Source organism: Luteolibacter ambystomatis, from assembly GCF_018137965.1.
Taxonomy (GTDB): Bacteria; Verrucomicrobiota; Verrucomicrobiia; order Verrucomicrobiales; family Akkermansiaceae; genus Luteolibacter; species Luteolibacter ambystomatis.
In genome coordinates, this window is record NZ_CP073100.1 from 4,284,724 (window position 1) to 4,309,680 (window position 24,957).

Genomic DNA, 24,957 nt, shown 5'->3' on the forward strand with positions numbered 1-24,957 from the left:
AAAAAGCGTCGCCATGAATAAAGCTGAACTCGTTGAAGCCATCCAGAAAGCCCTCGGAAAAGACGCGACCAAGCGCGCCGCTGACGAAGCCCTCGACGCCGTTCTCGGTGCCATCGAAAAAGGCATCAAGAAGGACAAGAAGGTCCAGATCATCGGTTTCGGCACCTTCGAAGTGAAGAAGCGCGCCGCGCGTCTCGGCCGCAACCCGAAGACCGGCGAGTCCATGAAGATCGCCGCCTCCAAAACCGTTGGCTTCAAGGCTTCCTCCACTCTCAAGAGTGGTCTGTAATTCCGGCCATCAGGCCTGCCCTATATAATTCCTGATAAAAACCCGACATGAAAGACCCCGGCCTCACGGCCGGGGTCTTCTTTTTGGAATCGGAATGAGCGGATGGTGCCGGATCACGGAATCCCGCATTCCGCGATCAGAACCAAGGCTTGCGGCCTTTGATGTAGGTATCGACGAATTCCTGGTCGGACTTCGTGAGATAGATGATGCCCTCGATGATACCGACGATGCCGCCGATGCCGCAGGTCACCACACTGCCGATGAGCTGGATGATGCCTTCTTTCTGGTAACCCAGCACGAACTTGTGCGCGCCGGTCCAGCCCAGCAGGATGCCAAGCAGGCCTGCCAGCAGTTTCTTGTCCGCACCGGGAATGGGAGCCTGGGTCGGAGCCGGCGACGGCTCGGGAGAGGAAGGGTCGTTTGACATACGATCGCGTTTCTAACGATTCGAGGAGAGCACGGCAAGATCAGGCGGAGAAAAGTCCCTTGAGCTTGTCCTGGATGATCGGCCCCAGCACCGGGATGGACTTCTGCTGGCTGTTGATGGCTCCGATGAAGCCAATGAGCCAGAGGACGAACAGCGCGAGGCTGTAACCAAGATTCGCCAGCCCCACCAGCATGGAGAGGACGGTGCTGCTGTGGACCGCCACGGCGATGATCTGGAAAACAACCCAGCCGCCGATCGAAAGAATCAGCAGGCCAGCCATCTGCCGAAGATGGAAAGTCGCGAGACCGGGCTTCTTGTTATCCTTGTTCATCACGATGGCGATGACGAAGCCGACGATCCAGAGATAGCTGACGATCGCGATGGTTTTCTCATCCGTGGGAGCTGCGACGGCAGCAGCGGGCGCCACGGGAGCAGGGGTCTCCGGAGCGCCCGGCGCGGCCGGCGGGGCATCGGCTGGAGCCGCCTCGGAGGCGGCGGTGGGCGGCGGCACCGCGGGAATGGACGGCGGTGGCGTGGGTGGTGGAATGGAAGGATCAATGGACATACGCATTTTCTTCTACTATCGCCTGCGGGCAGCCGCAAGTCTCCTCGCCATGAAACCACGCATCATTCTCGCCACGGCCACGCTCGCGGACGGCACCCCGCTCGAGCTCCAGGAACACGACGGCCGTCACGCACTGGTGGTGCATGGCCAACAAATCGCCGGAGCCTCCACCCGCACCGCGGAGGAAGAATGCGCCCGTCTCGCCTGCGCGCCCTTCCGTCCGGTCCGCCAGCCGAAGATCTGGCTCGGTGGCCTCGGACTGGGACAGGCGCTCGCCGCCGCCTGTGACTCGCTGCTCCAGAAGCGCGCCACCTTCTTCGTGGCCGAACCCCAGCAGGAATTGGTCGAATGGCAGAAGGCCTATTTCCCGGATGGAGCGTTCATGAAGGACACCCGCGTCCAACAGGAAACCGACGCCAGCGCCTCCGGCCTCGGAACGCACCGCGGCACCCTCCATGCGATCATCGTCCACACCGAAACCGCTCCGATCGGTGCCGATGGAAAATCCGTGGTGGAAAACAAGCGCTGGCTCACCGCCGCCTACGATGCGCTGCAACCCGGCGGCCTGCTCGCGGTCGCTTCATCGCGTCAGCTGGCCTCGCTGGGCCGCACGCTGGAACGCACCGGTTTCACCGTGATCGAGCACCGCGTCCCCTCCTCCACCACCGCCAAGCGCCCGCGGCTCCTGCCGGTCTGGCTGGCGCGGAAGGGAAAACCGGAGTAAGGAGAGGAGAACACGTCTGCGAAAATCCAACATCCCGCGACCATGCGATTGCTCACCACCGCCGCCCTGCTTCCGTCCCTCGTTGCTGCGGCTCCACCGCCGGGTGAAATCACGATTGAGCTGAAGCCGTTCACCATCGAGCGCACGCTGGCCGCCACCGCGCTGCCCGCCGCACCCGTGGTTCTCAAGCTGGAGGCCGAGGGCTGGGCCGCATTCGAGATCAAATCGATCGCCGCCCACGGCAGCCGCGTGAATGCGGGTGACGTGCTGGTGGAATTCGACAATGACAGCCTCGACCGCAAGCTGGAGGACAGCCGCAAGGCCTTCGACAGCGCCACGCTCACGCTCGCGCAATCGGAGAGCGACCTGCGTTCGCTGAAGGACAACTACCTGTTGAAACTGGATGCGGCCAAACGCGGCGCGCGCAATGCCACGGACGACCTCGCGTACTTCAGCCAGATCAGCCGCAAGGCCCAGGAGGAGCGCTCCAATGAAACGCTGAAGCGCAGCAGGCAGCAGCTCGAAAACGCCCGCGAGGAACTGCGCCAGCTCGAGAAGATGTACAAGGCGGATGATCTCACCGAGGAAACGGAGGAGATCATCCTGGTGCGCCAGCGCGATGCGGTGGCCAGCGCCGAGTTCGCCACACGGATGGCGGAGATGGACAACAAGCGCGTGCTGGAAACCACCCTCCCCCGCCAGGCCGAGGAATACGATGCCGCGGCGAAGTCTTCCACGCTGACCCTCGCGAAGACCGAGGCCGATCTTCCCCGCCAGATCCAACTCAAGGAGATCGAGGTCGCCAACGCGAGGACCGCTCTCGGCCGCCAGAAGGACGACCTCGCCAAACTGGAGGAAGCCCGCAAGGCCACCGTGCCAATCAAGGCTCCCGCCGCCGGATGGTTCTACTACGGCTCCATCGAGGATGGCCGCTGGACCACCGGTGACTCGGTGAAAGCGCTGGTACCCCACGGTTCCATCGCGCCCCGGAAAGCTTTCGCCACCTTCATTCCCGCAGGGGCGCCGCTGGGTCTCATCGCCTTCGCCGATGAAGCCACCGCCCGTTCCCTACCAAAGGACGCCACCGGCTCCGCCACCCTGCCCGGTCGCGAGGATCTCGCCGCCACCGCCACCGTGAAACACGTGGCGGACACCCCCGGCACCGATGGCCGCTACCGCGTGGACCTTTCCGCGAACTGGCCCGCCGAAGCTCCTCCCGTTCCCGGTACCACCGCTCAAGTACGAGTGATCTCGTACGAAAATCCTTCCACGGTCGTCCTTCCCGCATCCGCGGTCAAACCGTCCAAAGAAGGCTGGACCGTCACGGTGAAGCTCGCCGACGGCAAGACCGCTCCGCGCCCGGTGAAACGCGGCCGCCTCTCCGGCGACCAAACCGAGATCCTGTCCGGCCTCGAAGCCGGACAAGTCGTGATCCCGTGATCCGCCCGCTGGTCATCTCCGCCCTGCTGCTCGCCGCCGTCCGCGGTGAGGACGAACCGTCGCGCGACAAGGTGCGGGAACTCACACCCGTTCCCGCCACCGAGGAAAACATCGACGCCGCCATCCGCCGCGGTGTCGACTTCCTGGTGGCGAACCAGAACCCGAACGGTTCCTGGGGCGGTCCCACCCTGACCAAGGATCTCAACATCTATGCGCCGCTTCCCGGTGCCCACCACGCGTTCCGCGCCGGAGCCTCCGGCCTCGCGATGTCCGGCCTGCTCGACAGCCATGACGACCGCCCGGAGGTGAAAGCCTCACTCGACAGGGCCGCCGCATGGACGCGCGAAAATCTGCCGAAGCTGCGCCGCGCCGATCAGACCACGACTTACAATGTCTGGGGCCACGCCTACGGCCTGCGCGCGATGACGCGCTTCTGGGAACATGAGACCGATCCGGCGAAGAAAGCGGAGTGGCAGAAGCTCGGCCAGGAACAGATCGAACTGGTCGGACGCTCCGAGGACGTCAACGGCGGCTGGGGTTATCTCGATCTCTTCGACGACCTGACGACAAAGAAGCCGTCCGGCACCCCGACCTCATTTACGACGGCCACCGTACTTCTCTCGATGGCCGAGGCGAAGCGTGTGATGAACGTGAAACTGGATGACAAGCTGGTCGAGCACGCGCTGGTATCGCTGCGCCGCCAGCGGACGCCGGACTTCTCCTACCTCTACTCGCTCAGCTTCGTGTACCATCCGCGGGCGCCGATCAACCGCCCAGCGGGATCGCTCGGCCGTTCGCAGGCCTGCAATGCCGCTCTGCGGACCTACGATGGCGACAAGCTGGTGACCAATGAAGTGCTGGATACCTGGGCCGGGCGTTTCCTCGACCGCCAGGGCTTCCTCGACAACGGCCGCGAGCGCCCGGTGCCGCATGAAGCGCCGTTCCAGATCGCAGGCTACTTCTACTACTACGGCATCTACTATTTCACGGAGTCCGCGAAGTTCCTGCCGAAGGAAAAGCAGGCGGCCTATGCGAAGCGCCTCTCGGGATTGCTCCTCACCCGCCAGCAGAAGGACGGCTCGTGGTGGGACTATCCGCTCTACAACTACCACCGCTCCTACGGCACCGGCTACGCGCTGATGAGCCTCGCCTGGTGCCGCGAGGCGATGAAGCCGTAGCGCGGGTTTCCGTTACGGGACAAATAGTACTTTGCCCGAGCGTCCGCCTTCGTTCGCCCGGACCAGCGCCGACTGGTAGTCCTCCAGCGGATACACCGCGTCCACCGGCTGGACGAGCCCACCGGACAACGTCATCTCCGCGAGACGGCCGTACACCTCCGCGATCTCCGCATCCGACGCCTGCTCGATCCACTTGGTGATCCACAGGCCGCGGAACCGGAGATCCTTGAAAATGAGCAGACCGTTCGGAATCGTCAGCGGCCGCCGCGCCATCGCGCCATAGGTGATGTGGATCGCATGCGACGCCAACAGGTTCATCACGCGCAGCGCGCTTTCTCCTCCGACCGCATTGAAACCGAGCGCCGCGCCGGGTTTCCCCATCACCTGCTTCGCTTCCCGAAGGCCTTCCTCGCCATCGACCACGACATGATCGGCACCCAGTTCCTTCAGTTCCTCCACCAGTTCGGGACGACGTACGAAGTTCATCGTACGAACACCGATGGACTCCGCCAGCCGGATCACGCAGCGGCCCACCCCGGAGTTCGCCGCATTCTGGACGATCCACGAACCGGGCTCCGGCCGTTGGAAGCCGGTGAGTAGCTGCCATGCGGTGGCCGGATTCACCTTCAGCATCGCCGCCTGCTTTGGATCGATCCCGGCGGGCACCTTGAACAGAACATCCCCCGGGACCTGCACGTGGCTGGCCCAGGTGGCGGAACGCCGCAGGAAAATCGCATGGTCCCCCGGCGCGAACCGTGCATCACGGCTCTCCACCACTTCCCCGCAGCCCTCGATGCCGGACACCGCGGGCAGCTCCGGCTTGATACCATAGGTGCCCTCGATGAAATTCAGGTCCGCGGGATTCACCGGCGCGGCCAGAATCTTCAACCGCACCCCGCCTTCCGCCAGTGTTGGCAGTTCCAGCGACTGGAGTTCCAGTACTTCCGGAGGCGGTCCGAAACGGGAGAAGGCGAGACGCTTCATGGTAGGAAGCTAGGCGGAATCGACATCTGGGCAAACCCCGATTGACCACTCTTTCGCACCAACGGTGCGGCCCATACCAGCCAGGGGTCGGAGACCCCTGGTCGAGCCGGTGTATGACCCGCGTCCTGAAAGGACGCCCCATATGGGTGGATTGCGTTGGATCGCCAACGCTCATAGTTCAAACTGTGCCCTCCCCTCATGGAGCGTCCCTACAGGACGCAGAAATCCGGGCCACACTTGCCAGGGGTTTGCACCCCTGGCTGGTATAGGTCGCACCGTTGGTGCGAAGATTCCATTACGCCAGTCAGCACAGAATGGTAAAATCACGGGAACATCCCGCGCTGCGCCTTGGCATCGGCCACCGTCTTGATCGCGATCGACTGCGCCGCCACACGCTGGGACACGCCTTGCCGCGCGGCAAAGGACGTCACCTTCTCGAAGGAGCGCTGGAGCATCGTCTCCAGCTTCGAGAGCACCTCGCGCTCGGTCCACTGGAAGTGCTGGAAGTTCTGCACCCACTCGAAGTACGACACCGTCACACCGCCGGCATTGCAAAGGATGTCCGGGATCACGTGAATGTCACCGCGCTGGTCGAGCACCGCATCCGCTTCCGGAGTGGTCGGACCGTTCGCGCCTTCGGCGAGGATCTTGCACTGGAGCTTGCCCGCATTGTCGCCGGTGATCACGCGGTCGAGCGCACAAGGCGCAAGAACGTCGCAGGGCTGGCACAGAAGCTGGTCCGGATCGATCGGCTCCGCATTCGCAAAGCCGACCACCGTGCCGGTTTTCGCCACATGCTCGCGCAACGCGTGGACATCGAGGCCGCGGTCGTGCCAGATCGCGCCCTGCACATCGGAAATGCCGCGGATCTTCACACCGTAGCTGGCCAGCGTGTAGGCTGTGTGCGAGCCCACGTTGCCAAAGCCTTGAATCACCGCGCTGGCTCCCTCCACCGGCAGGTTGTTCTTGTGCAGCGCGCTGGAGGCCAGGAACGCCACGCCATGACCGGTCGCCTGCGCGCGACCCGCGGACCCTTGCAGGCCGAGCGGCTTCCCGGTGACGATGGATGGCACAAGGTAGCCCGCATGCGTGGAATAGGTGTCGGTGATCCACGCCATCGTCTGCTCGTTGGTGCCCATGTCCGGCGCCATCACATCGATCTCGGGTCCGATGAATGGCAGGATCTCCATGGTGAACCGACGCGTCAGCCGCTCCAGCTCGCCGATGCTCATCGAGCGCGGATCGCAGGTGATGCCGCCCTTGCCACCACCGTATGGCAAATCCATCAGCGCGCACTTCCAGTTCATCCACATCGCCAGCGCCGCGACCTCGCCGAGATCGACCGCCGGATGGTAGCGCAGGCCGCCTTTCACCGGGCCGCGGGTGAGGTGGTGCTGCACGCGGTGGCCGAAGAACACCTTCACCTCGCCGGAATCGAGTTTCACCGGCATGGTCACGCTGATCAGCCGTTTCGGCCACTTGCAGCGCTCGCGAAGCTCGTCATTGAGGTTGAGGAAATCCGCCACCCGGTCGAACTGGGCGGCAGCCATGGAGAACACGGGGTTCTGAAGCAGCTCCTGTCGCATGGTTCTTGTATGAACAAGCTTCATTCCGAAGCAACCGAATCGTTCAGGAAACAAGGTCGGCACCGCATCCCGGTGGATTGGAATCGCCTTGCCCTTGAAATCCTTGGAAACTGTCCCGTGCGATGGATGTTTGTACTCATTCTGCTGTCCGGCGGCTGCACTCACGACCAGTTGCCGATCAAGCTCGGTGGTTACGGCATCGCCACCATAAGCGTGATTGGAGCCGTCATGCTTGGCGTGCTGGCCGAGTGCCAGACAAACACGGATCTCAAGGAACGCTATGACCGGCTTTGTGGCCTGCTGCTCCTGCTCGCCTTGTGTGCCTTCCTGGCCGCTTGAAAGCTCCCAAAGAACGGGTTTGCGCCCCACGTCGCCCAGCCCCTAGCCTGACGGCGATGGAACGCCTCCAAACCGACGGGAAATTCTTCCGCGCCGGGGAGGATCGTGTCCACGTCCGGGCGGTCACTTATGGACCGTTCCCGGGTGGGTGGCCGGTTTCGTTCGATCCGGATTTCGCCCGCATCGCCGCGGCCGGTTTCAACGCACTGCGGCTCTATCAGATGCCGCCGCCCCACCTGCTGGATGCAGCGCTGCACCACGGCCTGCGGGTCTTCGGCGGTCTCAAATGGGCATCCTCGATGGATTTCTTCCGCCGCCCCGAGCTGCTCGCCACCGCCCGCGTGGATCTGGCCGGAGGCCTGCGGGACATCACCGGCCATCCAGCGCTCGCGGGAGTTTACATCGGCAACGAAGTGCCCGCCGATCTGGCCCGCTGGATGGGCCCGGCCAAGGTCCGCGAGACGCTGGAGGAGCTCATCACGCTGGGCCGTTCGCTGGGGCCCCATCTGCTTTTCGCCTACGGCAACTATCCGAGCACGGAGTATCTGGAGCCGGAGAATGCGGACTTCACCGCCTTCAATGTCTATCTGGAGGACGAGCCCGCGCTGCGCCGCTACCTGCGCCGCCTGCACCACATCGCGGGTGACCGGCCGGTGGTGATTTCCGAATTCGGCCTCGATACCCGCCGCAATGGCGAGGAGCGGCAGGCCGCGATGCTGTCCGCCGCCATCCGGCTCGCCCGCGAGGAGGAAACCGCAGGCTTCACCGCCTATGCCTGGAGCGACCGCTGGTGGAACGCCGGCGCGGAGGTGCTCGACTGGGACTTCGGCCTGATCCGGCGTGACGGCACCGCAAAACCGGCGCTGGCCGCAGTGACCGAAGCCTTCGCCAGCTCCCCTGCCCCGCCCCGCAGCGTGCCACGCATCTCGGTGATCGTTTGCACCCGCAATGGTCGGGAGCGCATCGGTGGCTGTCTGGAAGCCATCGCGCGCATGACGGATTCCGATTTCGAAACCATCGTGGTCGATGATGGCTCGTCCGATGGTACGGGAAACTTCGTACATGGCCACTTTCCGGAAATGACGTTGCTGCGCCTGCCACCCGGCGGTCTGAGCGCCGCACGCAATGCGGGTGCCGCCACCGCTACCGGCACGATCCTCGCCTTCACCGATGACGACTGCGAGCCGGACCGCGAATGGGTCTCGCGCCTGCGCCGGGTCTTCTCCTCCGGGCGGTTCGCCGCCGCCGGTGGACCAAACCTGCCGCCTCCAGCGCGCTCCTGCACCGAGGCCGTGGTTTCCTCCGCTCCCGGCGCACCCAGTCACGTGATGCTGGATGACGAGGAGGCGGAACACCTGCCCGGCTGCAATATCGCGGTGACGAAGGAAGCCTTCGATGCGATCGGCGGTTTCGATGCACGCTTCCATACCGCCGGAGACGATGTCGATTTCTGCTGGCGGATGCGGGATGCGGGCTACCATCTCGGGTTCGCTCCGGGGGCGTTCGTCTGGCATTGGCGGCGGCCGTCATTCCGCGCCTTCCTCCGCCAGCAACGCGGCTACGGTCGCGCGGAAAAGCTGCTGCTGGAGAAACACCCGCGCCGCTTCACCGCAAATGGCGAGGCGATCTGGCACGGCTTCGTTTACAATGGTGGTCCATTGCGCGCTGGCAGCGACTCGATCATCTACCACGGACCGATGGGTCTCGCGGGCTACCAGTCGGTGGTGGACCGCATGATGCCTCTGCGCGGGATCGATCCCCGGTTCGACTCACCCCGGGCGCGCTGCTCCCTCGCCTTCCTCACCTGGCTGCAGCCGCGCGTGCGTGCGTGGGAACGGAAGCGGATCTGGACCTGGCGTTCGCCATGGACGTGTAAACGCGCTCCGGAACCCGGCCGGGAAATCGAGCTGTGGTCCGAAGCGGGCAAGACCCGCGACGGCTTCCTCCGCGATCTGCTCGCCGATGGCTGGAAACCCGGCGGCCCGACCGACGATTGGGACGTGGAGAAAAACGGCACCCGCCTGCTGCTCGCCACGGAATCCGGCGACGGCCCCGGCAAGCGCACGCTCGTCCGCATCTGGGGCGATTTTACTCCCGATCTCCGCCTCTGAAGGCTTAACTCCTTTGTCCGCATCCGCGCTTTTGACGCGGACATCGGTCAAGACAGCGTCCTTGGTTTCTGAAACACTGCGAACGTTCCATTGAATGTGCCCGCCATGAGTTCCAGCGTTCTCGCCACCGCCGTGTCCGTGTCTCCCGTGTTCCGCCAGCAGTTGGAGGAAGTCCGGGCGCGCTATTTCTCCCGCAATCCGGACCTGTGGCCGGTGTTCCGCGATCCGGCGATGGCCCGCATCATCGACGTCCGCAAGAGCCACACCCCGCCCGCGGAACGTCTCGGCATCTACCCGGATGGCCCGGCGCTGCTCGGCCAACTCCGCGCCGAAGATCACGTGCCGGACGAAAGCCTCGCTCCCGGAGCGCTGCACGAGCGTCTCGTCTTCGCCGCCGCGCTTTCCAAAGCCTGGGAGGATCCATGCAGTGTCGAGAACGTGGTGACCATGCCCTGCGATCCCGCGATCCACGGCGCGATGATCGGCGCGCTCGCGAACCCGAACCTGGTCTACCGCGAATACAGCGAGATGGCCGAGGAGCTGGAGCGCACCGTGGTCCGCCAGATCGCCAATCTCGTTGGTTACGATCCGGAGGAAGCCACCGGCATCTTCACCCAGGGCGGTACCTTCTGCAATCTCTACGGCTACCTCTTCGGCATCCGCAAGACCATGCCGGAGTCACTGCACCTCGGCCTCGAGTACGGGCAGGACTACCGCATGATCAATTCGCAGGGCGGCCACTATTCGAACACGACCAACCTGTCGCTGCTCGGGGTGAACCTCGCGAAGAAAACCATCCGCATCCAGGTCACCGACGATCACGACATCGATCTGGAGGACCTTGAAAGCCAGCTCACCGCCTGCTTCCGGCTCGGCTGCGTGGTGCCGACCATCATGCTGACGATGGGCACCACCGATACCTTCGGCGTGGACCGCGTGAAGCCGGTTCACGATCTGTCGCAGCGCCTGTGCAAGCGCTTCGGCGTCACCACCCCACCGCACATCCATGTGGATGCGGCGGTCGGCTGGCCGCTCATCTTCTTCCTCGACTACGATTTCGACGCGAACCCGCTGGAGATCGACGGTCTCACGCTCGAAGGGCTGCGCGCGAACGTGGACCGCTTCCGTGAGCTGCGTTACGCGGACTCCTTCACCGTGGATTTCCAGAAGTGGGGCTACGTCCCCTATACCTCCAGCCTCGTGATGGTGAAGCACCGCGACTCGATGAAGGCACTCGAGCACGATCCGGAAAACTTCTCCTACTTCGAAAAAGACATCCAGGGCCAGACTCACCTCCAGAGCACGATCGAATGCTCGCGCGGTGCCGCCGGTCTCTTCGGCGCGTATTCGGCGATGCAGTATCTCGGCAAACGCGGCTACCGCATCATGATCGCGAACGGCCTGCAGAATGCGAACTACCTGCGCCAGCGTCTCAGCGAAACCAAGGGCGCCTGTGTCATCGCACCGAAAAACCACGGTCCGTCCGTCGCCTTCCGCCTTTACGATCCTGCACGGGTGAAGGACCCGGTGGCGGAGCTCGCACGCGACAAGGAACTCTCCGCCGATCCGGCATGGCGCCGCCGCATCCAGCAGCACAACGCCTACCACCGCGAGGTCTTCCTGCGCCGTGGCAAGCGCGGACTCTACACCAACTGGGTCCAGTTCGCCACGCACACCAACTACGACGAGACCGACAAGTGGGAACCCATCCCGGGCGAGAAAGCGGTGTTCTTCAACCCGCTCACCGACCCCTGCCACATTGACGCCTTCCTGGCGCGCCTCCACGGGTGACTTCCTCTTCTCCAACCACGAAGCACACGAAATTCACGCAATCGAGGGGAGGCCTGCTTTCATTCTCATTTCGTGTCTTTTCGTGATTTTCGTGGTTTCACTGAAAGCGCGGCCCTTGCCCTTCAGCAGCAGCGGGACTACATCGTCCGCGTGAGCCTGCGCACGTCCGACTTCCACTACGATCTTCCGCCGGAGCTGATCGCCTCCCGGCCGCTGGAGCGTCGCGCCGATTCCCGGATGATGGTGATCGACCGCGCGACGGGTGCCATCACGCATCGGATGTTCCGGGATTTCGAATCGCACCTGCGCCCGGACGATCTGGTGATGCTGAACAACACCCGCGTCATCCCCGCCCGTGTGTTTTCGGACGACGGCAGCATCGAGTTGCTGTGTCTCGACCGCCTCTCGCCCATCGAATGGCGTTGCCTCGTCCGTCCTGGGAAGAAAATGAAGGTCGGCCGCATCGTCGAGGTCGGCGGAACTACTGGAACTGTCGTAGAAGTATTCGCGAACGGCGACCGCCTGATCCGCTGGTCGGAGCCGGTGGACCTGGATGCCCACGGCCACCTCGCGCTGCCGCACTACATGAACCGCGACGACGAGGTCGCGGACCGCGAGCGCTACCAAACCGTCTTCGCCAAGGAAGAAGGCGCGATCGCCGCCCCCACCGCCGGGCTACATTTCACGCCGGAGTTGCTGGCCCGCGTGCCTCACGATTTCCTGACGCTGCATGTCGGCGTCGGCACTTTCCGTCCCGTGCAGGTGGACCGCCCGGAGGACCATGAAATGCATTCCGAGCGCTACGCCATCAGCGGAGCCACTGCGGAAAAGATCAACGCCGCGGGCCGCGTGCTCGCCGTCGGCACCACCGTCACGCGGGTACTGGAACACCTCGGCCGCAGCGCACCGGCTGACAAGCGCCTCATCCCTTCCGATCAGAGCGGAGAAACGGACATCTTCATCTACCCGCCGTATGACTTCCGCGTGATCGGCGCGCTGCTGACAAACTTCCACCTCCCGGAAAGCACGCTCATCATGCTGGTGAGCGCCTTCGCCGGGCGCGAGCTGGTACTGGAGGCCTACCGCAAGGCGGTGGAGGAGAGATACCGCTTCTACAGCTACGGCGACTGCATGCTGCTGGTCTGAAACTTCACGGTTGCACGCCGGGCCGGGAGGCTGTTTGCTTCCGCCGCTGTCAGGGGCCGTGGAGGTCCGGCAGGCGAACCCCGCCAGGCCTTGATCGGAGCAACGGTAGTTTGTCCGGGCTTGCCGCGGATTCCCTGGCAGCACTTTTCTTCCCTCAGAAGTCGAGGTAAATCTCCGTGCGGCGGTTCGCGCGGCGGCCATCCGGATTATCTTCTCCGGATTCAGTGAAGTTCGGGCGGCGCGGCTGCGTCATTCCCTTCGCGACAGTGACAATCTGCTGCCTCGACACGCCTTTGGTGGCGAGGAAATCACGGACGACATCGGCACGCTTTTCCGAGAGCACGTTGTTGTATCCCTTGCTGCCGAGGGCATCCGTGTGGCCGCTGATGGTGAGCTTTTTCCCGGGGTCGGTGCGGAGGATCTGCGCGACGATCTCCAACTGGCGGCGCGTGCGCTCGCCGAGCTGGTCCTGGTCGAATTCGAAATAGAGCACCAGCGTGTCCCCGCCCTGCGGGTTCTTCACCAGCGGCGTGTAATAGACATCTCCGCCCGCGAAGCGCTTCGCGTAGTCATCAAGGAGTTGGTCCAGGTTCACCTCGCCGACACGCCAGCTTGCCGTCGGCGTGGACTGGCCGAGCATGAGTGAGAACTGAGCGGCCTGCGAGCCATCCGCGGTTTCGACATTGGCGAGGTATCCGGCGGCACCGGGCTTGTTCATCAGCGCGCGCAGCGGCTTCTCCGCACGCAGCTTGTAGTTGCCCTCTTCAAAGAGGATGCAAAGCCCGGCGATTTTCGCATCGGAGACGGTGGAGGAATCGACGAATTCCTTCGCAAGCTGGAAGTTCTGATGCAGCGCGGCCTGCAGGAAGGCGTCCGCAATGCCAAGGGAGTCGACCAGCACGGCCTTCGGCACGGCTTCCTCCTTGCCCGGCGGCAAGGCGAGCTTCTCCACCAGCCACTTGCCATCCTTGCGACGGAGATCGAGATAGATGCGGTCGCGCCCGAGATCCGCGCCATCGAGTTCCAACGCCCAACGGATGAGTTCATTGCGCTCCAGCTCGCCCACCTCACGCACCGGCGGTTGGCGCAGCTTGAAGCCGGAAGTTCCCACCAAGGCCTTCAGGCGCTCGGCGGTTCGCTCGTCCAGAGCCTCCTTGCCGATGAGCTTGGCAGCGGTATCGAGGTCACCGGCCTCCAGCGCCTTGCCGATCCGCGCCACCAGGGCCGCCGGATCCGCTGCGATGGGTCCGAGGCCGAGATCACCCGGCTTGGTCGCCGGATCACCGCCAGGTTGGCGCTCGTTGAGCGTGGGCACCGGTACCTTCGGCTTGAGGTCCACGGCAGGCACTTTCGGCGCGATCATTTCGCGCGGCGTCTCCTCATGGCGGTGGCGCATGGCGAGGATCACCGCCACGATGCCGGAAAGGACCAGGGTGATCGAAAGGAAGATGTAGGGAAGCTTGGAGCGGGACTCGGCCATGACAGAGCGGCAGGATAGCGTGCGGCCGCGGCCTGTGAAAGCCCCGGCTCATGCCTGCAAGGAACGTCGGAAAAACGGCGGATGTTTCGCCGGTGTCAGTGCCCGGAGGGATTGGAAGTGCCTGGCGAATCGTCACGCGGCAGCGCGGGCAGATCGACACGCAATTGTTTGCCCTCGCGAAAGACCACCACTGCGGTCGCTTGCACGGCTGCGGACGCCGCGAGATTCATGTAGAATTCGTTCGCGCTGCCGATGCGGGCATGGTTCACAGCCACAACCAGATCCCCGGCTTTCAACCGGTCCGTCGCCAGCGCGTTTGGCACCAACTCCGTCACCACCACCCCGCGGAAGCCCCGCATCCGCTCCGGCACACTGAGATCCCGCACTTGGATGCCGAGCGCCTGGAGCACCTCTTCCGAATCCCGGACACGGCCCTGTGCCACCGGCGGCGGTGTTTGAGCCGGCGCGGTGGTGCCGCTTCCGCTTTCCACGATCACCGCCTTGAGCGTGAGGGTCTGACCCGCGCGCCACACCGCCATGGGTACCTCCTGGTTGGCCCGGCTGCGCTGCACCAGGGTGAACAGCTGATCCATGGAATGGATCGATTCGCCATTGTAAGACTGGATGACATCCTTCGGTTGCAACCCCGCGGCTTCGGCCGGCGATCCGGGCGTGACCGCTCCCACCACCGCTCCGTCCTTGCCGGAATATTCCAGGAGGGAACGGATGCGGGCGTCCAGATCGGCCATCTGCACGCCGAGGAACCCGCGCACCGGCCGCCCCCGCTCAAGGATCTGGGAAATGGCATCCTTCACGTCATTGGAAGGAATCGAGAAGCCCACTCCCTGGAAACCGGGATTGGTGCGGTCCGAGGAAAAGATGGCGGCGTTGATCCCGATGATCTCACCGCGGAGATTCACCAGCGGGCCGCCGGAGTTGCCCGGATTGATGGCGGCATCGGTTTGGAAGAGATCCCGCTGGTTATCGGAGATCGAGCGCTCCTTTGCGGAAATGATGCCCTGGGTCACGGTCTCGCCGAGACCAAAGGGATTCCCCACGGCGAAGACGAGCTGCCCGACCTCCACCTGCGCCGAATCTCCGAACTTGAGCGGCTGCACTTCCCCCGCCCCCTCCAGCTTCAATACGGCAATGTCGAGCAACGCATCCTCACCGATCAGCGTGGCCGGATAGGTCTTGCCATCATGCAGCGTGATCTGGATCTGCTGCTGGCCGGCGATGACGTGATGGTTCGTCACCACGTGACCCTCATGGCTGACAATCACCCCGGAGCCTTGACCCTGGGTTGGATACTGGCGGATCCGGGCGCGGCCGAAGTTATCCAACAGCTTCTCCGTCCGGACGCCCGCCGTACCGATGCTCACGACGGAAGGTGTCACCGCCTTGGTCAACCGGGCGTATTCGCCATTGAGGCGGGACAACAGCTCGACATCGTCCGTCTCCAGCGGAGCCTTTTCCGCGAGGGTGAATTTTTCCGGGCGGAACTCCCCTGCGGGCTTGCCACCCAGAAAATCCTTCCATGAGCCCCCGGCACGCCAATGGCGGAGGGCGGACACGGCGACGAACGCCGCGGCAAACACCACGATCAGGGCAAGCAACCTACGGAATCCGGCATTCATGGGTGGGTGGGGGAACGCACCCACACTGGCGGCTTTCAGCGCCCGCTTTGCAAGGGGAAACCGCGTCAGCGTCCACCGGAACTCCGGATGCGGTCATCCGCATCCTCGTCCGCCGCCACGGCGTCCAGTTCACGGCGGACGGCCTCGTAGGTCCCCTTGGCACTGTTGATCGCCGTCTGGTAACGCGAGTAGCCATTCTCATTGTCCCGGTCGCGGCGGGCCTTGGCGAGATTCCGCAGCGCGGTGATGAGATCCTTGCCCCGGGTGGTGAGATCGCGGTCCCGCATGTCGGTGTAGCGCTCGAGTGCCTCCACTTTCGGGCGGCAGGCTTCGATCACCTTCTCGATGGTATCGACCTCCAGATTGTAAGTGTCGCTGTTCTTCGCGAGGGGGCCCACCGGTTCCAGCGCGCGGCGGACCTCGGCCGCCAACACCGGCCGGGGCAACCAGGTCGGTCGCTTGCCCGAGCCCTGCAATTCCAGCATGCGTGCCGAAGCATGATCCGGAAACGCCTGGGCGATATCGACCAAACGCTGGCGGACGAAGCGGTTGGCAGCGTACTGGCCCACCGACATGGTGCCCTGCTTGACCTGGATCTCGGCAAACTTGGCGCCCACTTCCGCCACCGTACCCTGTGCACCCTTGTCCGCCCGCTCGACGAGTTCCTTCAACGAACCCGCCAGCAATACCTCGTACTTCAGATAGAAAGCCGGGTCCTCCATCACCAGCACGGACGCCAGCAACGGCTCCGCTTCACGCGGCAGGATCAGACGGCCGCCCGGACCATCGGACAACGATCGCAGGCGATCCCACGCCCGGCTCGGCAGCTTGAACGAACCATCCTCACGGATGATGCCCATGACCGTCGCCTGCGGCTCACGGGCGCTGACGGAGGAATCCATCAGCAAAGCCGCGGCCGCCGAGATGGATTTGTGGTTGGCATCCACCAGATAGTCGCCGCTGCAATCCAGATAAACGCGGCCGCTTCCGGGGAACTTGTCGCCCAGGGTTCTCAGCGCTCTTGTAAGCGTGTCGCTGGTCCCATCGAGTGAACGGTAGTTCTGTGTGCCCTGCAGGATGAATTTGAACCCGCCGCCGCGATCCTCGTCCTCCGCCCTCGTGCTGGTGGTGCGCATGGTGATCTTGCGCGGCTTCATCACGTATTGTTGCACCTCCCGGCCGTTGGAATTGTCCCGTTCGATGAACCACAGGGGCGTGCTGACCGTGCCGGTGGTATGGGTGAAAGTCACGGCCGCCACCGTGGGCTCGACCGGATCGGGATCCACCGGTTTGACCTCCTTCGGCTGGTACGCGACCAACTCGGGCACCCAGCCATTCCAGGCACCGGTGTCCTTCTTGTGATCCGCCGCGGCATCGTGGTAGGGATCGATCACCACCGCCACATCGGTCAGGCAGGCTGCCAGCGCCTGGGCATCGCGACCGGCTTCCGCCGACTCCAGCCAGGCCAGAAGCTCCCAGAGATGGCTCTTCGATTTCTCCGCCTTGGTCGAATCAGCGGGGTCACGGAGGAGTCCGTCCCGCACGTTGTCCATCAGTTCCCGCGCTTCGCGGTTGGCGGGATCAAGGGCGAGGGCGAGGGCGAGCGTCTGGGCGATCTTGCGCCGGTCGGAAGGTTGGTCGGCTCCCAGTGTCCGGCTCAACATGGAAAGCTCGCCGGAGAGCCGGGTCATGGATTCCACCTCGAGCGGCAGCCGGTCACGGCGGAATGGGATCGGCCCTTCCGCGGGTACCGCGAACGGTTCCGCCGCCCACCCGAGGGTCGCCGCAACGGCCCACCATCCCACGCATCTGGAAATCCACGCTCGCATCTTCCCAAGAGATCTATCTCCCCGCTACGTCTCTCCTCAAGCGCACATTGCAGGGAGATTGATCCGAACCCGGCGGGTTGCTCTGGATTCCGGTGGCGGGATTCCCAATTCTCCGCCCATGTCCGAGCGCCCGACGATCGAAACCCGTGAGGAAGTGATGTTCTTCGACACCGACTGCGGCGGCGTGGTCCACAATCTCGCCTACCTCCGCATGATCGAGACCTGCCGCACCCGGCTCGCGGCGCTGATGGGCATGGACCTGCGCGGGATGGCTTCCACCCACCTCTTCCCCGTGCTCACCCGTACCGAGGTGGACTACAAGCGTCCGGCGAAGCTCGGCGACTGGATCGTGATCCGCGGCCGCCTGGCGGAACTCAGCCGCGCGCGCTTCATCTGCGAATTCGAAATGATCCGGGAAAGCGACGGTACCCTCCTCGTCACCGCCCGCCAGGGCCTCGCCCTGGTCCAGATGCCCGAGGGCAGGCCCGCGCGGCTGCCGGCGGAGTGGTTGGAACAGTGGGGGTGATTTACTAGAGATCTAGTATTTATGGACCGGCCTCCGGCTTGCAACGAGCGGGCTTGCACCCGTCATCGGGCTTTCTAACCTCCGCGTCATGTCAGGCAGATCGGTTCGGGCGGCGGCTTTCCTTTTCCTCATCACGACAGGTGCGCGCGGGGATGAAGGCATGTGGTTGTTCAACAAGCCCCCGGTCCGGCAGGTGAAGGAACGCTACGGCTTCGAGATGAAGCCGGAGTGGCTGGATCACCTCCAGCGCTCGGCGGTACACTTCGGTGGCGGCTCGGGTTCGTTCGTCTCGGGCGATGGCCTGGTGCTCACGAATCATCACGTGGCGGCGGGCACCCTTGAGAAGCTGGGCAGCGCGGAACACGACTACCTGAAGGATGGATTTTCCGCAGCAACCCTCTCCGACGAACTGCGCTGCCCGGACATGGAGCTGAAGGTGCTGATGGACATCCAGGATGTGACCAGGCAGGTGACAGACGCGGTGGCCGCGAAGAACCCTGCCGAAGCCGTAGCCGCACGCCGCGAGGTGATCGCCCGCATCGAGCGGGAGGCTCTGGCGGCCACAGGCATGCGCAGCGATGTGATCACACTCTACCGGGGCGGGGCCTACCATCTTTACCAATACAAGCGCTACACGGACGTCCGGCTGGTCTTCGCTCCGGAGAAACAGGCCGGTGCCTTCGGCGGCGATCCGGACAATTTCGAGTTCCCGCGCTGGGACCTCGATATGGCGTTCTTCCGCGTCTATGAAAACGGCCAACCGGCAAAGACACCCGACTACCTGAAGTGGAGCACCACCGGTGCCAAGGAGGGTGAGCTGATCTTCGTCGCCGGTCATCCCGGCCGCACGGATCGGGCGGACACCCATGCCGAGCTGATTCAAGCCCGGGACCACTCCCTCCCGCAACGCCTGGATGCCATGCTCCGCAATGAAACCCTCCTGAGCAACTGGTCGGCACGCAGTGAGGAAAACCGCCGCCGCGCTTCAGGACTGATCACTGGCATCCAGAACGGTCGCAAATCCATCCAAGCCCGTTTGGAGGGCCTGCTCGATCCCGTCTTCATGGCGAAAAAAGCGTCCGAGGAACAAGCACTCCGGGCCTCTTTCGCGGCGAGCCAGGAATGGAAGAAGGCCGCCGAAGCCTTTGACGAGATCGCCGCCATCGAAGCCGCCCAACAACCGTCCGCTCGCCGGGAGCGGATGCTGGAGGGAGCCGAAGGCTTCAACAGCAGCCTGTTCTCCATCGCCCGCACGTTGCTCCGGGCCGGGCAGGAAACCCCCAAACCGGATGGCCAGCGGTTGCGCGAATTCCGCAGCGCGGCCCGTTCGTCCCTGGAGCTTTCCCTGTTCTCCACCCGGCCCATCTACAAGGATCTGGAAATCGAGAAGCTGGCCAATTCACTGACTCTTCTCTGCGGCACCTTGGGCGCGGACGATCCTCTGGTCGTCTCAGTGATGGCTGGAAAGCCTCCCCGTGACCGGGCGACGGAACTCATCCAAGGCACGCGGCTGGAGAATCCCGCCTTCCGTCGCCAGCTCTATGACGGCGGAACCACAGCCGTGACCGCGTCCAAGGACCCGATGATCGCCCTCGCCACCCTCATCGAAAGCGAATCGCGGACACTCCGCGATCAGGAGGATACCGCCGGGGAATCGATCACCCGCGCTACCGAAACCATCGCCCTCGCCCGCTTCGCTCTCGGGGGAGATGCCGTCTATCCCGATGCCACCTCCAGCCTGCGCCTCGCCTTTGGCACGGTGAAGGGCTACGAAACCGCCGCTGGCAAGGTGCCTTGGTCAACCACTTTGGGTGGACTAGCGGAAACCTCGGCGGCCCACCGCAATCAGCCGCCGTATCAGATGCCTGCCAACTGGGAGGGCAAGACCTTTGACCGGGACATTCCATTCAACTTCATCAGCACCGCCGACATCACCGGTGGCAACTCCGGCAGCCCGGTGGTCAATCAGGCGGGCGAACTGGTCGGCCTGATCTTCGACGGCAACGCCCCCAGCCTGACCTGTGGCTACGCCTATTCCGACAAAACCGCCCGCGCCGTCTCGGTACATTCCGCGGGGATGCTGGAAGCCCTCCGCCAGATCTATCACGCCAACCGGATCGTGAAGGAGATCACCCGCTAAAGGACTTCCTCCCGCTCCCGTTTCTCCAGCCAAACGGCAAGCACGGCAATGTCCGCCGGGGTGATCCCGGAGATGCGGCCCGCTTGCCCGAGGGTGGCCGGGCGGATCTGGCTGAAGCGGGTCTTCGCCTCCTGTTTGAGACCCGGGATGACACTGAAATCGAGGTCGGCAGGGAGCTTTTTCGTCTCCTGACGGGACATCCGGTCGATCTGGGTCTGCTGCCGGTTCAGGTGGCCTTCGTAGCGATACTCGGTTTCGATCATCGGCCAAAGTTCCACGTGGAACATCTCCTTCAGTTCGGCAGGCAATTCCTCCCAGCTCGTCTCGCTGCGACGGAACCAGTGATCCAGTTTCACCCCCTCATGGTTGGTTTTCCGACCCCAGGCGAGGGCTTCGTCCAGTTTCACCTGCTTCTCCCGCACCCTCTCGGCCCGTTCTCCGGAAACCAACCCGGCTTCCACTCCACGCGGGGTGAGGCGCAGGTCGGCGTTGTCCTGACGCAGCAGAAGCCGGTACTCGGCCCGGGAGGTGAACATGCGGTAAGGCTCGGTGCAGCCCTTGGTCACAAGGTCATCCACCATGACCCCGAGGTAGGCTTCGTCACGACGGAGCACGAACTCCGGTTCTCCGAGGACCTTGAGCGCTGCATTTGCCCCGGCGAGGAGTCCCTGACCGGCCGCTTCCTCGTAGCCTGAGGTACCATTGATCTGACCGGCGAAATAAAGTCCCTCCACCCGTTTGGTTTCGAGAGTGGAATGAAGCTGGGTGGGCGGACAGTAATCGTACTCCACCGCGTAGCCCGGGCGCAGGATCTCACAGTTCTCCAGTCCCGGAATCGTGCGGAGGAACGCCAGTTGGACCTCATACGGGAGAGAGGTCGAGACCCCGTTGACGTAGTATTCGTGGGTGTGGCGGCCTTCCGGTTCGAGGAACACCTGATGGCGCTCCTTCTCGGCGAAACGCACCACCTTGTCCTCGATCGAGGGACAGTAGCGGGGCCCAACGCCCTCGATCACCCCGCAATACATGGGGGATTGGTCGAGATTGTTACGGATGATCTCGTGGGTGGCTGGGGTGGTGTAAGTGATCCAGCACGGCATTTGTTCCACGTGGAACGTTTCCTCCCCCCAGGGATTGAGAGTGAAGAGATCATCGGCCCCCTTCTTCAGCGTATCGGCGAGGAAACTGAACTTCGGCACCGGAGTATCTCCCTCCTGGCGCTCACACTTGGAAAGATCCAGCGAGCGGCCATTCAGACGGCAGGGCGTGCCGGTCTTGAAGCGTTCCACTTGAAAGCCAAGGTGCTTCAGGGAATCCGAAACAGTGGAAATGGCATCCCCCATCCGCCCCCCCTTCTCATTCCGCAGGCCGACATGCATCAGGCCACGCATGAAGGTGCCTGCCGACAGCACCACCGATCGGGCGGCGATTTCCATCCCAAGCGAGGTGCGGATCCCGGTGATGAGGTCATTCTCCACCAGCAGCTCCGCCACGTTCCCTTGGTGAAGGTCCACACCCGGTGTTCCTTCCAGCACCCACTTCATCCGGAATTGGTAGGCCTTCTTGTCGCACTGGGCACGGGGTGCCCGGACGGAGGGCCCTTTGGAAGCATTCAGCATCCGCCACTGGATGGCGGTCGCATCGGTGTTCAGTCCCATTGCTCCCCCAAGGGCATCGATCTCCCGAACCATGTGCCCCTTGGCCAACCCGCCGATGGCAGGGTTGCAGGACATCTGCCCGATGGTGTCCAGATTCTGGGTCAGCACCGCCACTTGGCAACCGAGGCGGGCGGCAGCCAGCGCAGCCTCAACCCCGGCATGGCCGGCACCGATCACAAGGACATCATAGGATTTCGGATAGCGAAACACGCGGATCGTGTAGCCCAGCCCGCCCCCGCCCACAAGTACCGCTAGAAAGACCGATTTGTGTTCCACGTGGAACACGCACCCGAAATTTCCCTCGCCCCTTGCCCATGGATCTTCCAATCTCCTTGGCATGAAGCGCTGGCTCCCTGCCCTCCTCATCGTCGCCCTGCTCGCGGCTTTCCGGATTCTTGGCGGATTGTTCCCGACCCAGCTCCCCAACCTCCAGCCTCTCCCCGCCCTCCTGCTCTGCGGCATCGTATTCCTCAAGGGAGCCCAGCGCTGGCTCCTGCCGCTTGCCGCGTGGGTGATCAGCTACCCGGCCACCAGCATTGCCCAGGGCTATCCGATCTTCGGCTGGGATCTTCTCAGTGTGATCCTCGGGATCGCCACCACTGCCGCGATTGCCCTGTGGACCCGCCGCCACCCGGCCGCGCTGCCGGTGCTCGCCTCGTCGATTGTGGCGGCGCTCGTCTTCTACTTTGTCACCAACCTGGTGTCCTTCACGGTGGATCCGCTTTATGCCAAGACCGTGGATGGTTTCGTGCGTTCCCAGTGGACCGGTCCCGAAGGTGGCATCCCCACCTGGATCTTCCTGCGAAACCTGCTCGCCGCGAACTTCCTCTTCTCGGCCCTCTTTCTGCTCTCCCGTCGTTCGCTCCCGCAGGCTGCCGGCGTTCCGGCCAAGCCCGCCGCTGCCAGATAAGACTTGCCTGTACCCCGCCCCGAACCTAAGCCGCAATCCCCTCTCCTCAGCATTCCATGTCGACCGCTCAACTTGACACGCCACGCCTCGATTTTGCCAGTTCTCCCATCAACCGGGAACTGACTCCGGAACGGAAGATCGATCTGTTCCGCCAGATGATCCGGATCCGCCGCTTCGAACAAACCGCGCTCAAGTTCTACAATGCCGGCAAGATGGGTGGCTTCCTCCACCTCTACATCGGACAGGAGTCGGTGGCCGTCGGCACCATCTCCCTCAAGGAAGAGAACGACCACTTCATCACCGCCTATCGCGACCACGGCCACGCCATCGCCTTGGGCATGGGCATGAACGAGTGCATGGCCGAAATGTACGGCAAGCAGACCGGATGCTCGAAAGGCAAAGGTGGCTCGATGCACTTCTTCGCCCCGGACAAGGGTTTCTGGGGTGGCCATGGTATCGTCGGTGGCCAGACCCCGCTCGGCCTCGGCCTCGCCTACGGTCTGAAGTATCTCAACAAGGAAGGCTGCTGCCTTTGCTACCTCGGAGACGGTGCCGTGAACCAGGGAGCGTTCCACGAGTCCCTGAACCTCGCCTCCCTCTTCAACCTCCCGGTGGTGTATGTGATCGAAAACAACGGTTACTCGATGGGCACCTCCCAGAAGCGTTCCTCCGCCTACCGCGGCTGCCTGGCCCAGCGCGCCGAAGGTTATGACATGGAATGGGATGTGATCGACGGCTCGGATATCTACGAAGTCCGCGCCAAGACCCACATCGCCATGGAGCGGGCCCGCAAGGAACAGAAGCCCTGCATTCTGGAAATCGCCACCTATCGCTACTACGGCCACAGCGTCGCCGACGCCAATGCCAAGAAGTACCGCACCCCGGAGGAGATCGAGAACTACAAGCAGAACCACGACCCGATCACCCTCTTCCGCCGGCGCCTCGTTTCCGAAGGCGTGCTGACCGAGGAACAAGCGGACGCCATCTCGAAGGAAGCCCAGGATGAAGCCGCGGCTTCCGCCAGATTCGCCGAGGAATCCCCCGCCCCGACCGCCGCGGACATCATGACCGACGTCTACTGGGAGACCGACAACAACACCGAGGCCTCGAAGACCGGCTGGCACTTCTTCAACGACTGAAGCCCGGCCAACTACGATAAACCTAGTAATTCATCCCACTCTCCCAGACCGATCTCCATGTCCCGCACCCTCACCTACCGTGAAGCGCTCCGCGAAGGCCTCGATGAGGAACTCGCCCGCGACCCGAACGTCGTCCTCCTTGGCGAGGAAGTCGCCCAGTACAATGGCGCCTACAAGGTCACCGAAGGCCTCTGGAAAAAATGGGGCGACAAGCGCATCGTGGACACCCCGATCTCCGAAGCCGGCTTCATCGGCATGGGCATCGGCGCCTCCATGCTCGGTGTCCGCCCGGTGATGGAACTGATGTTCTGGTCGTTCCACTCCGTGGCCTTCGACCAGCTCGTCAACAACGCCGCCTGTGTCCGCTACATGTCGGGCGGCCTCATCAACTGCCCGATCGTGATGCGCGGCCCGGCCAACGGCGGTACCAACGTCGGTGCCACCCACTCCCACATCCCGGAAGGCCTCTTCGCCGCCTTCCCCGGTCTCAAGGTCTGCGCCCCGGCCACCCCGGCCGATGCCAAGGGCCTGATCAAAGCCGCCATCCGTGACAACGACCCTGTCTATGTCATGGAGAACACCCTTCTCTACGGCACCACCGGCGAAGTTCCAGATCCTGCGGAAGGCGACTACGTTGTCCCGCTCGGCAAGGCCGACATCAAGCGCGAGGGCAAGGACATCTCCCTGATCGCCCACGGCCGCTCGGTCATCCATGCTCTCGCCGCCGCGGAAACCCTCCAGACCGAGCACGGCATCTCCGCCGAAGTCGTGGACCTCCGCTCGATCCGCCCGCTGGACGTGGACACCATCCTCGCCTCGGTCAAGAAGACCAACCGCGTCGTGCTGGTGGATGAGTCGAAGCCCTTCGGCGGTGTCTCCGCCATGGTTGCGACCCTCATCCAGGAGCACGCCTTCGATTACCTCGACGCCCCGATCAAGCGGGTCTGCACCATCGATGCCCCGGCCATCTACTCGCCGCACATCGAGAACGAGCAGCTCCCCAACCCGCGGCGCATCGTGGAAAAGGTCCGGACCTTCTTCTGATCCCGCAATCCGGT

General features: G+C 63.7%; 21 protein-coding genes and 1 other RNA gene. 14 read left to right on the forward strand and 8 right to left on the reverse strand.

The window, feature by feature from the left end; all coding sequences use genetic code 11:
• Positions 1-13: 13 nt before the first annotated feature.
• Positions 14-289, forward strand: a complete 276-nt coding sequence (locus KBB96_RS16470) for an HU family DNA-binding protein (protein ID WP_211630590.1) — start codon at positions 14-16, stop codon at positions 287-289.
• 136 nt (positions 290-425) lie between these two features.
• Here the strand turns inward: KBB96_RS16470 and KBB96_RS16475 are convergent, their stop codons facing one another.
• Positions 426-716, reverse strand: coding sequence for an NINE protein (locus KBB96_RS16475; RefSeq protein WP_211630591.1), 291 nt, complete (start codon positions 714-716; stop codon positions 426-428).
• Between the two features lie 40 nt (positions 717-756).
• Positions 757-1,281, reverse strand: a complete 525-nt coding sequence (locus KBB96_RS16480) for a hypothetical protein (RefSeq protein WP_211630592.1) — start codon at positions 1,279-1,281, stop codon at positions 757-759.
• 49 nt (positions 1,282-1,330) lie between these two features.
• Here KBB96_RS16480 and KBB96_RS16485 point away from each other — a divergent pair, with 49 nt between their 5' ends.
• From KBB96_RS16485 to KBB96_RS16495, 3 genes are read left to right on the forward strand one after another with little or no spacing between them, the layout of a single operon-like run.
• On the forward strand, positions 1,331-2,005 hold the full coding sequence (locus KBB96_RS16485) for a hypothetical protein (RefSeq protein ID WP_211630593.1): 675 nt from the start codon (positions 1,331-1,333) through the stop codon (positions 2,003-2,005).
• A 42-nt stretch (positions 2,006-2,047) separates the two neighbouring features.
• Positions 2,048-3,445 carry a permuted SH3 domain-containing protein gene (locus KBB96_RS16490; RefSeq protein WP_211630594.1) on the forward strand — a complete coding sequence of 466 codons (1,398 nt, stop codon included), beginning with the start codon at positions 2,048-2,050 and terminating at the stop codon, positions 3,443-3,445.
• Positions 3,442-4,623 (forward strand): prenyltransferase/squalene oxidase repeat-containing protein, encoded by a 1,182-nt coding sequence (locus KBB96_RS16495; RefSeq protein ID WP_211630595.1) that lies wholly within the window; start codon positions 3,442-3,444, stop codon positions 4,621-4,623. Before KBB96_RS16490 ends, KBB96_RS16495 begins: the two co-directional genes overlap by 4 nt.
• A 12-nt stretch (positions 4,624-4,635) precedes the next feature.
• Here the strand turns inward: KBB96_RS16495 and KBB96_RS16500 are convergent, their stop codons facing one another.
• Entirely contained in the window at positions 4,636-5,607 is a 972-nt protein-coding gene (locus tag KBB96_RS16500; RefSeq protein ID WP_211630596.1) for an MDR family NADPH-dependent oxidoreductase, read from the reverse strand.
• Positions 5,608-5,930: 323 nt separating this feature from the next.
• A complete protein-coding gene (locus KBB96_RS16505; protein ID WP_226373563.1) occupies positions 5,931-7,193 on the reverse strand; it encodes a Glu/Leu/Phe/Val family dehydrogenase in 1,263 nt (420 codons plus the stop codon).
• Positions 7,194-7,202: 9 nt separating this feature from the next.
• Between KBB96_RS16505 and KBB96_RS16510 the strand changes: the two genes are divergently transcribed.
• The 5 genes from KBB96_RS16510 to ffs all read left to right on the forward strand — a co-directional run bounded on the left by KBB96_RS16510 (position 7,203) and on the right by ffs (position 12,723).
• On the forward strand, positions 7,203-7,532 hold the full coding sequence (locus KBB96_RS16510) for a hypothetical protein (RefSeq protein ID WP_211630597.1): 330 nt from the start codon (positions 7,203-7,205) through the stop codon (positions 7,530-7,532).
• Positions 7,533-7,588: 56 nt separating this feature from the next.
• Positions 7,589-9,643: a glycosyltransferase gene (locus tag KBB96_RS16515; RefSeq protein ID WP_211630598.1), complete on the forward strand. Its 2,055-nt coding sequence runs from the start codon at positions 7,589-7,591 to the stop codon at positions 9,641-9,643.
• Positions 9,644-9,748: 105 nt separating this feature from the next.
• Positions 9,749-11,434 (forward strand): pyridoxal phosphate-dependent decarboxylase family protein, encoded by a 1,686-nt coding sequence (locus KBB96_RS16520; RefSeq protein ID WP_211630599.1) that lies wholly within the window; start codon positions 9,749-9,751, stop codon positions 11,432-11,434.
• A gap of 156 nt (positions 11,435-11,590) precedes the next feature.
• Positions 11,591-12,580 (forward strand): tRNA preQ1(34) S-adenosylmethionine ribosyltransferase-isomerase QueA, encoded by a 990-nt coding sequence (gene queA, locus KBB96_RS16525; RefSeq protein ID WP_211634672.1) that lies wholly within the window; start codon positions 11,591-11,593, stop codon positions 12,578-12,580.
• A 47-nt stretch (positions 12,581-12,627) separates the two neighbouring features.
• Positions 12,628-12,723: signal recognition particle sRNA small type (ffs, locus tag KBB96_RS16530), an RNA gene on the forward strand.
• Between the two features lie 11 nt (positions 12,724-12,734).
• On the opposite strand, the gene KBB96_RS16535 is transcribed toward ffs, so the two are convergent.
• From KBB96_RS16535 to KBB96_RS16545, 3 genes are all read right to left on the reverse strand, one after another.
• The gene (locus tag KBB96_RS16535; RefSeq protein WP_211630600.1) at positions 12,735-14,060 is read right to left on the reverse strand and encodes an OmpA family protein; all 1,326 of its coding nucleotides are present in this window, start codon (positions 14,058-14,060) and stop codon (positions 12,735-12,737) included.
• 95 nt (positions 14,061-14,155) lie between these two features.
• On the reverse strand, positions 14,156-15,697 hold the full coding sequence (locus KBB96_RS16540; RefSeq protein ID WP_211630601.1) for a trypsin-like peptidase domain-containing protein: 1,542 nt from the start codon (positions 15,695-15,697) through the stop codon (positions 14,156-14,158).
• Between the two features lie 65 nt (positions 15,698-15,762).
• Positions 15,763-17,388, reverse strand: a complete 1,626-nt coding sequence (locus KBB96_RS16545) for a hypothetical protein (RefSeq protein ID WP_211630602.1) — start codon at positions 17,386-17,388, stop codon at positions 15,763-15,765.
• 256 nt (positions 17,389-17,644) lie between these two features.
• On the opposite strand from KBB96_RS16545, the gene KBB96_RS16550 reads away from it, so the two are divergent.
• Together KBB96_RS16550 and KBB96_RS16555 are read left to right on the forward strand one after the other, a co-directional pair.
• Positions 17,645-18,052, forward strand: a complete 408-nt coding sequence (locus KBB96_RS16550) for an acyl-CoA thioesterase (protein ID WP_211630603.1) — start codon at positions 17,645-17,647, stop codon at positions 18,050-18,052.
• Positions 18,053-18,140: 88 nt separating this feature from the next.
• Complete coding sequence (locus KBB96_RS16555; RefSeq protein ID WP_211630604.1) at positions 18,141-20,192, forward strand: S46 family peptidase; 2,052 nt, start codon at positions 18,141-18,143, stop codon at positions 20,190-20,192.
• Here the strand turns inward: KBB96_RS16555 and mnmG are convergent.
• Complete coding sequence (gene mnmG / locus KBB96_RS16560; RefSeq protein ID WP_226373719.1) at positions 20,189-22,060, reverse strand: tRNA uridine-5-carboxymethylaminomethyl(34) synthesis enzyme MnmG; 1,872 nt, start codon at positions 22,058-22,060, stop codon at positions 20,189-20,191. The two genes, KBB96_RS16555 and mnmG, sit on opposite strands and share 4 nt — an antisense overlap.
• Before the next feature lie 127 nt (positions 22,061-22,187).
• On the opposite strand from mnmG, the gene KBB96_RS16565 reads away from it, so the two are divergent.
• From KBB96_RS16565 to KBB96_RS16575, 3 genes are read left to right on the forward strand one after another with little or no spacing between them, the layout of a single operon-like run.
• Positions 22,188-22,760: a DUF6580 family putative transport protein gene (locus KBB96_RS16565; RefSeq protein ID WP_211630606.1), complete on the forward strand. Its 573-nt coding sequence runs from the start codon at positions 22,188-22,190 to the stop codon at positions 22,758-22,760.
• A gap of 56 nt (positions 22,761-22,816) precedes the next feature.
• Positions 22,817-23,899: a pyruvate dehydrogenase (acetyl-transferring) E1 component subunit alpha gene (gene pdhA, locus KBB96_RS16570; RefSeq protein WP_211630607.1), complete on the forward strand. Its 1,083-nt coding sequence runs from the start codon at positions 22,817-22,819 to the stop codon at positions 23,897-23,899.
• Between the two features lie 57 nt (positions 23,900-23,956).
• Positions 23,957-24,943: an alpha-ketoacid dehydrogenase subunit beta gene (locus KBB96_RS16575; RefSeq protein ID WP_211630608.1), complete on the forward strand. Its 987-nt coding sequence runs from the start codon at positions 23,957-23,959 to the stop codon at positions 24,941-24,943.
• Positions 24,944-24,957: the final 14 nt, after the last annotated feature.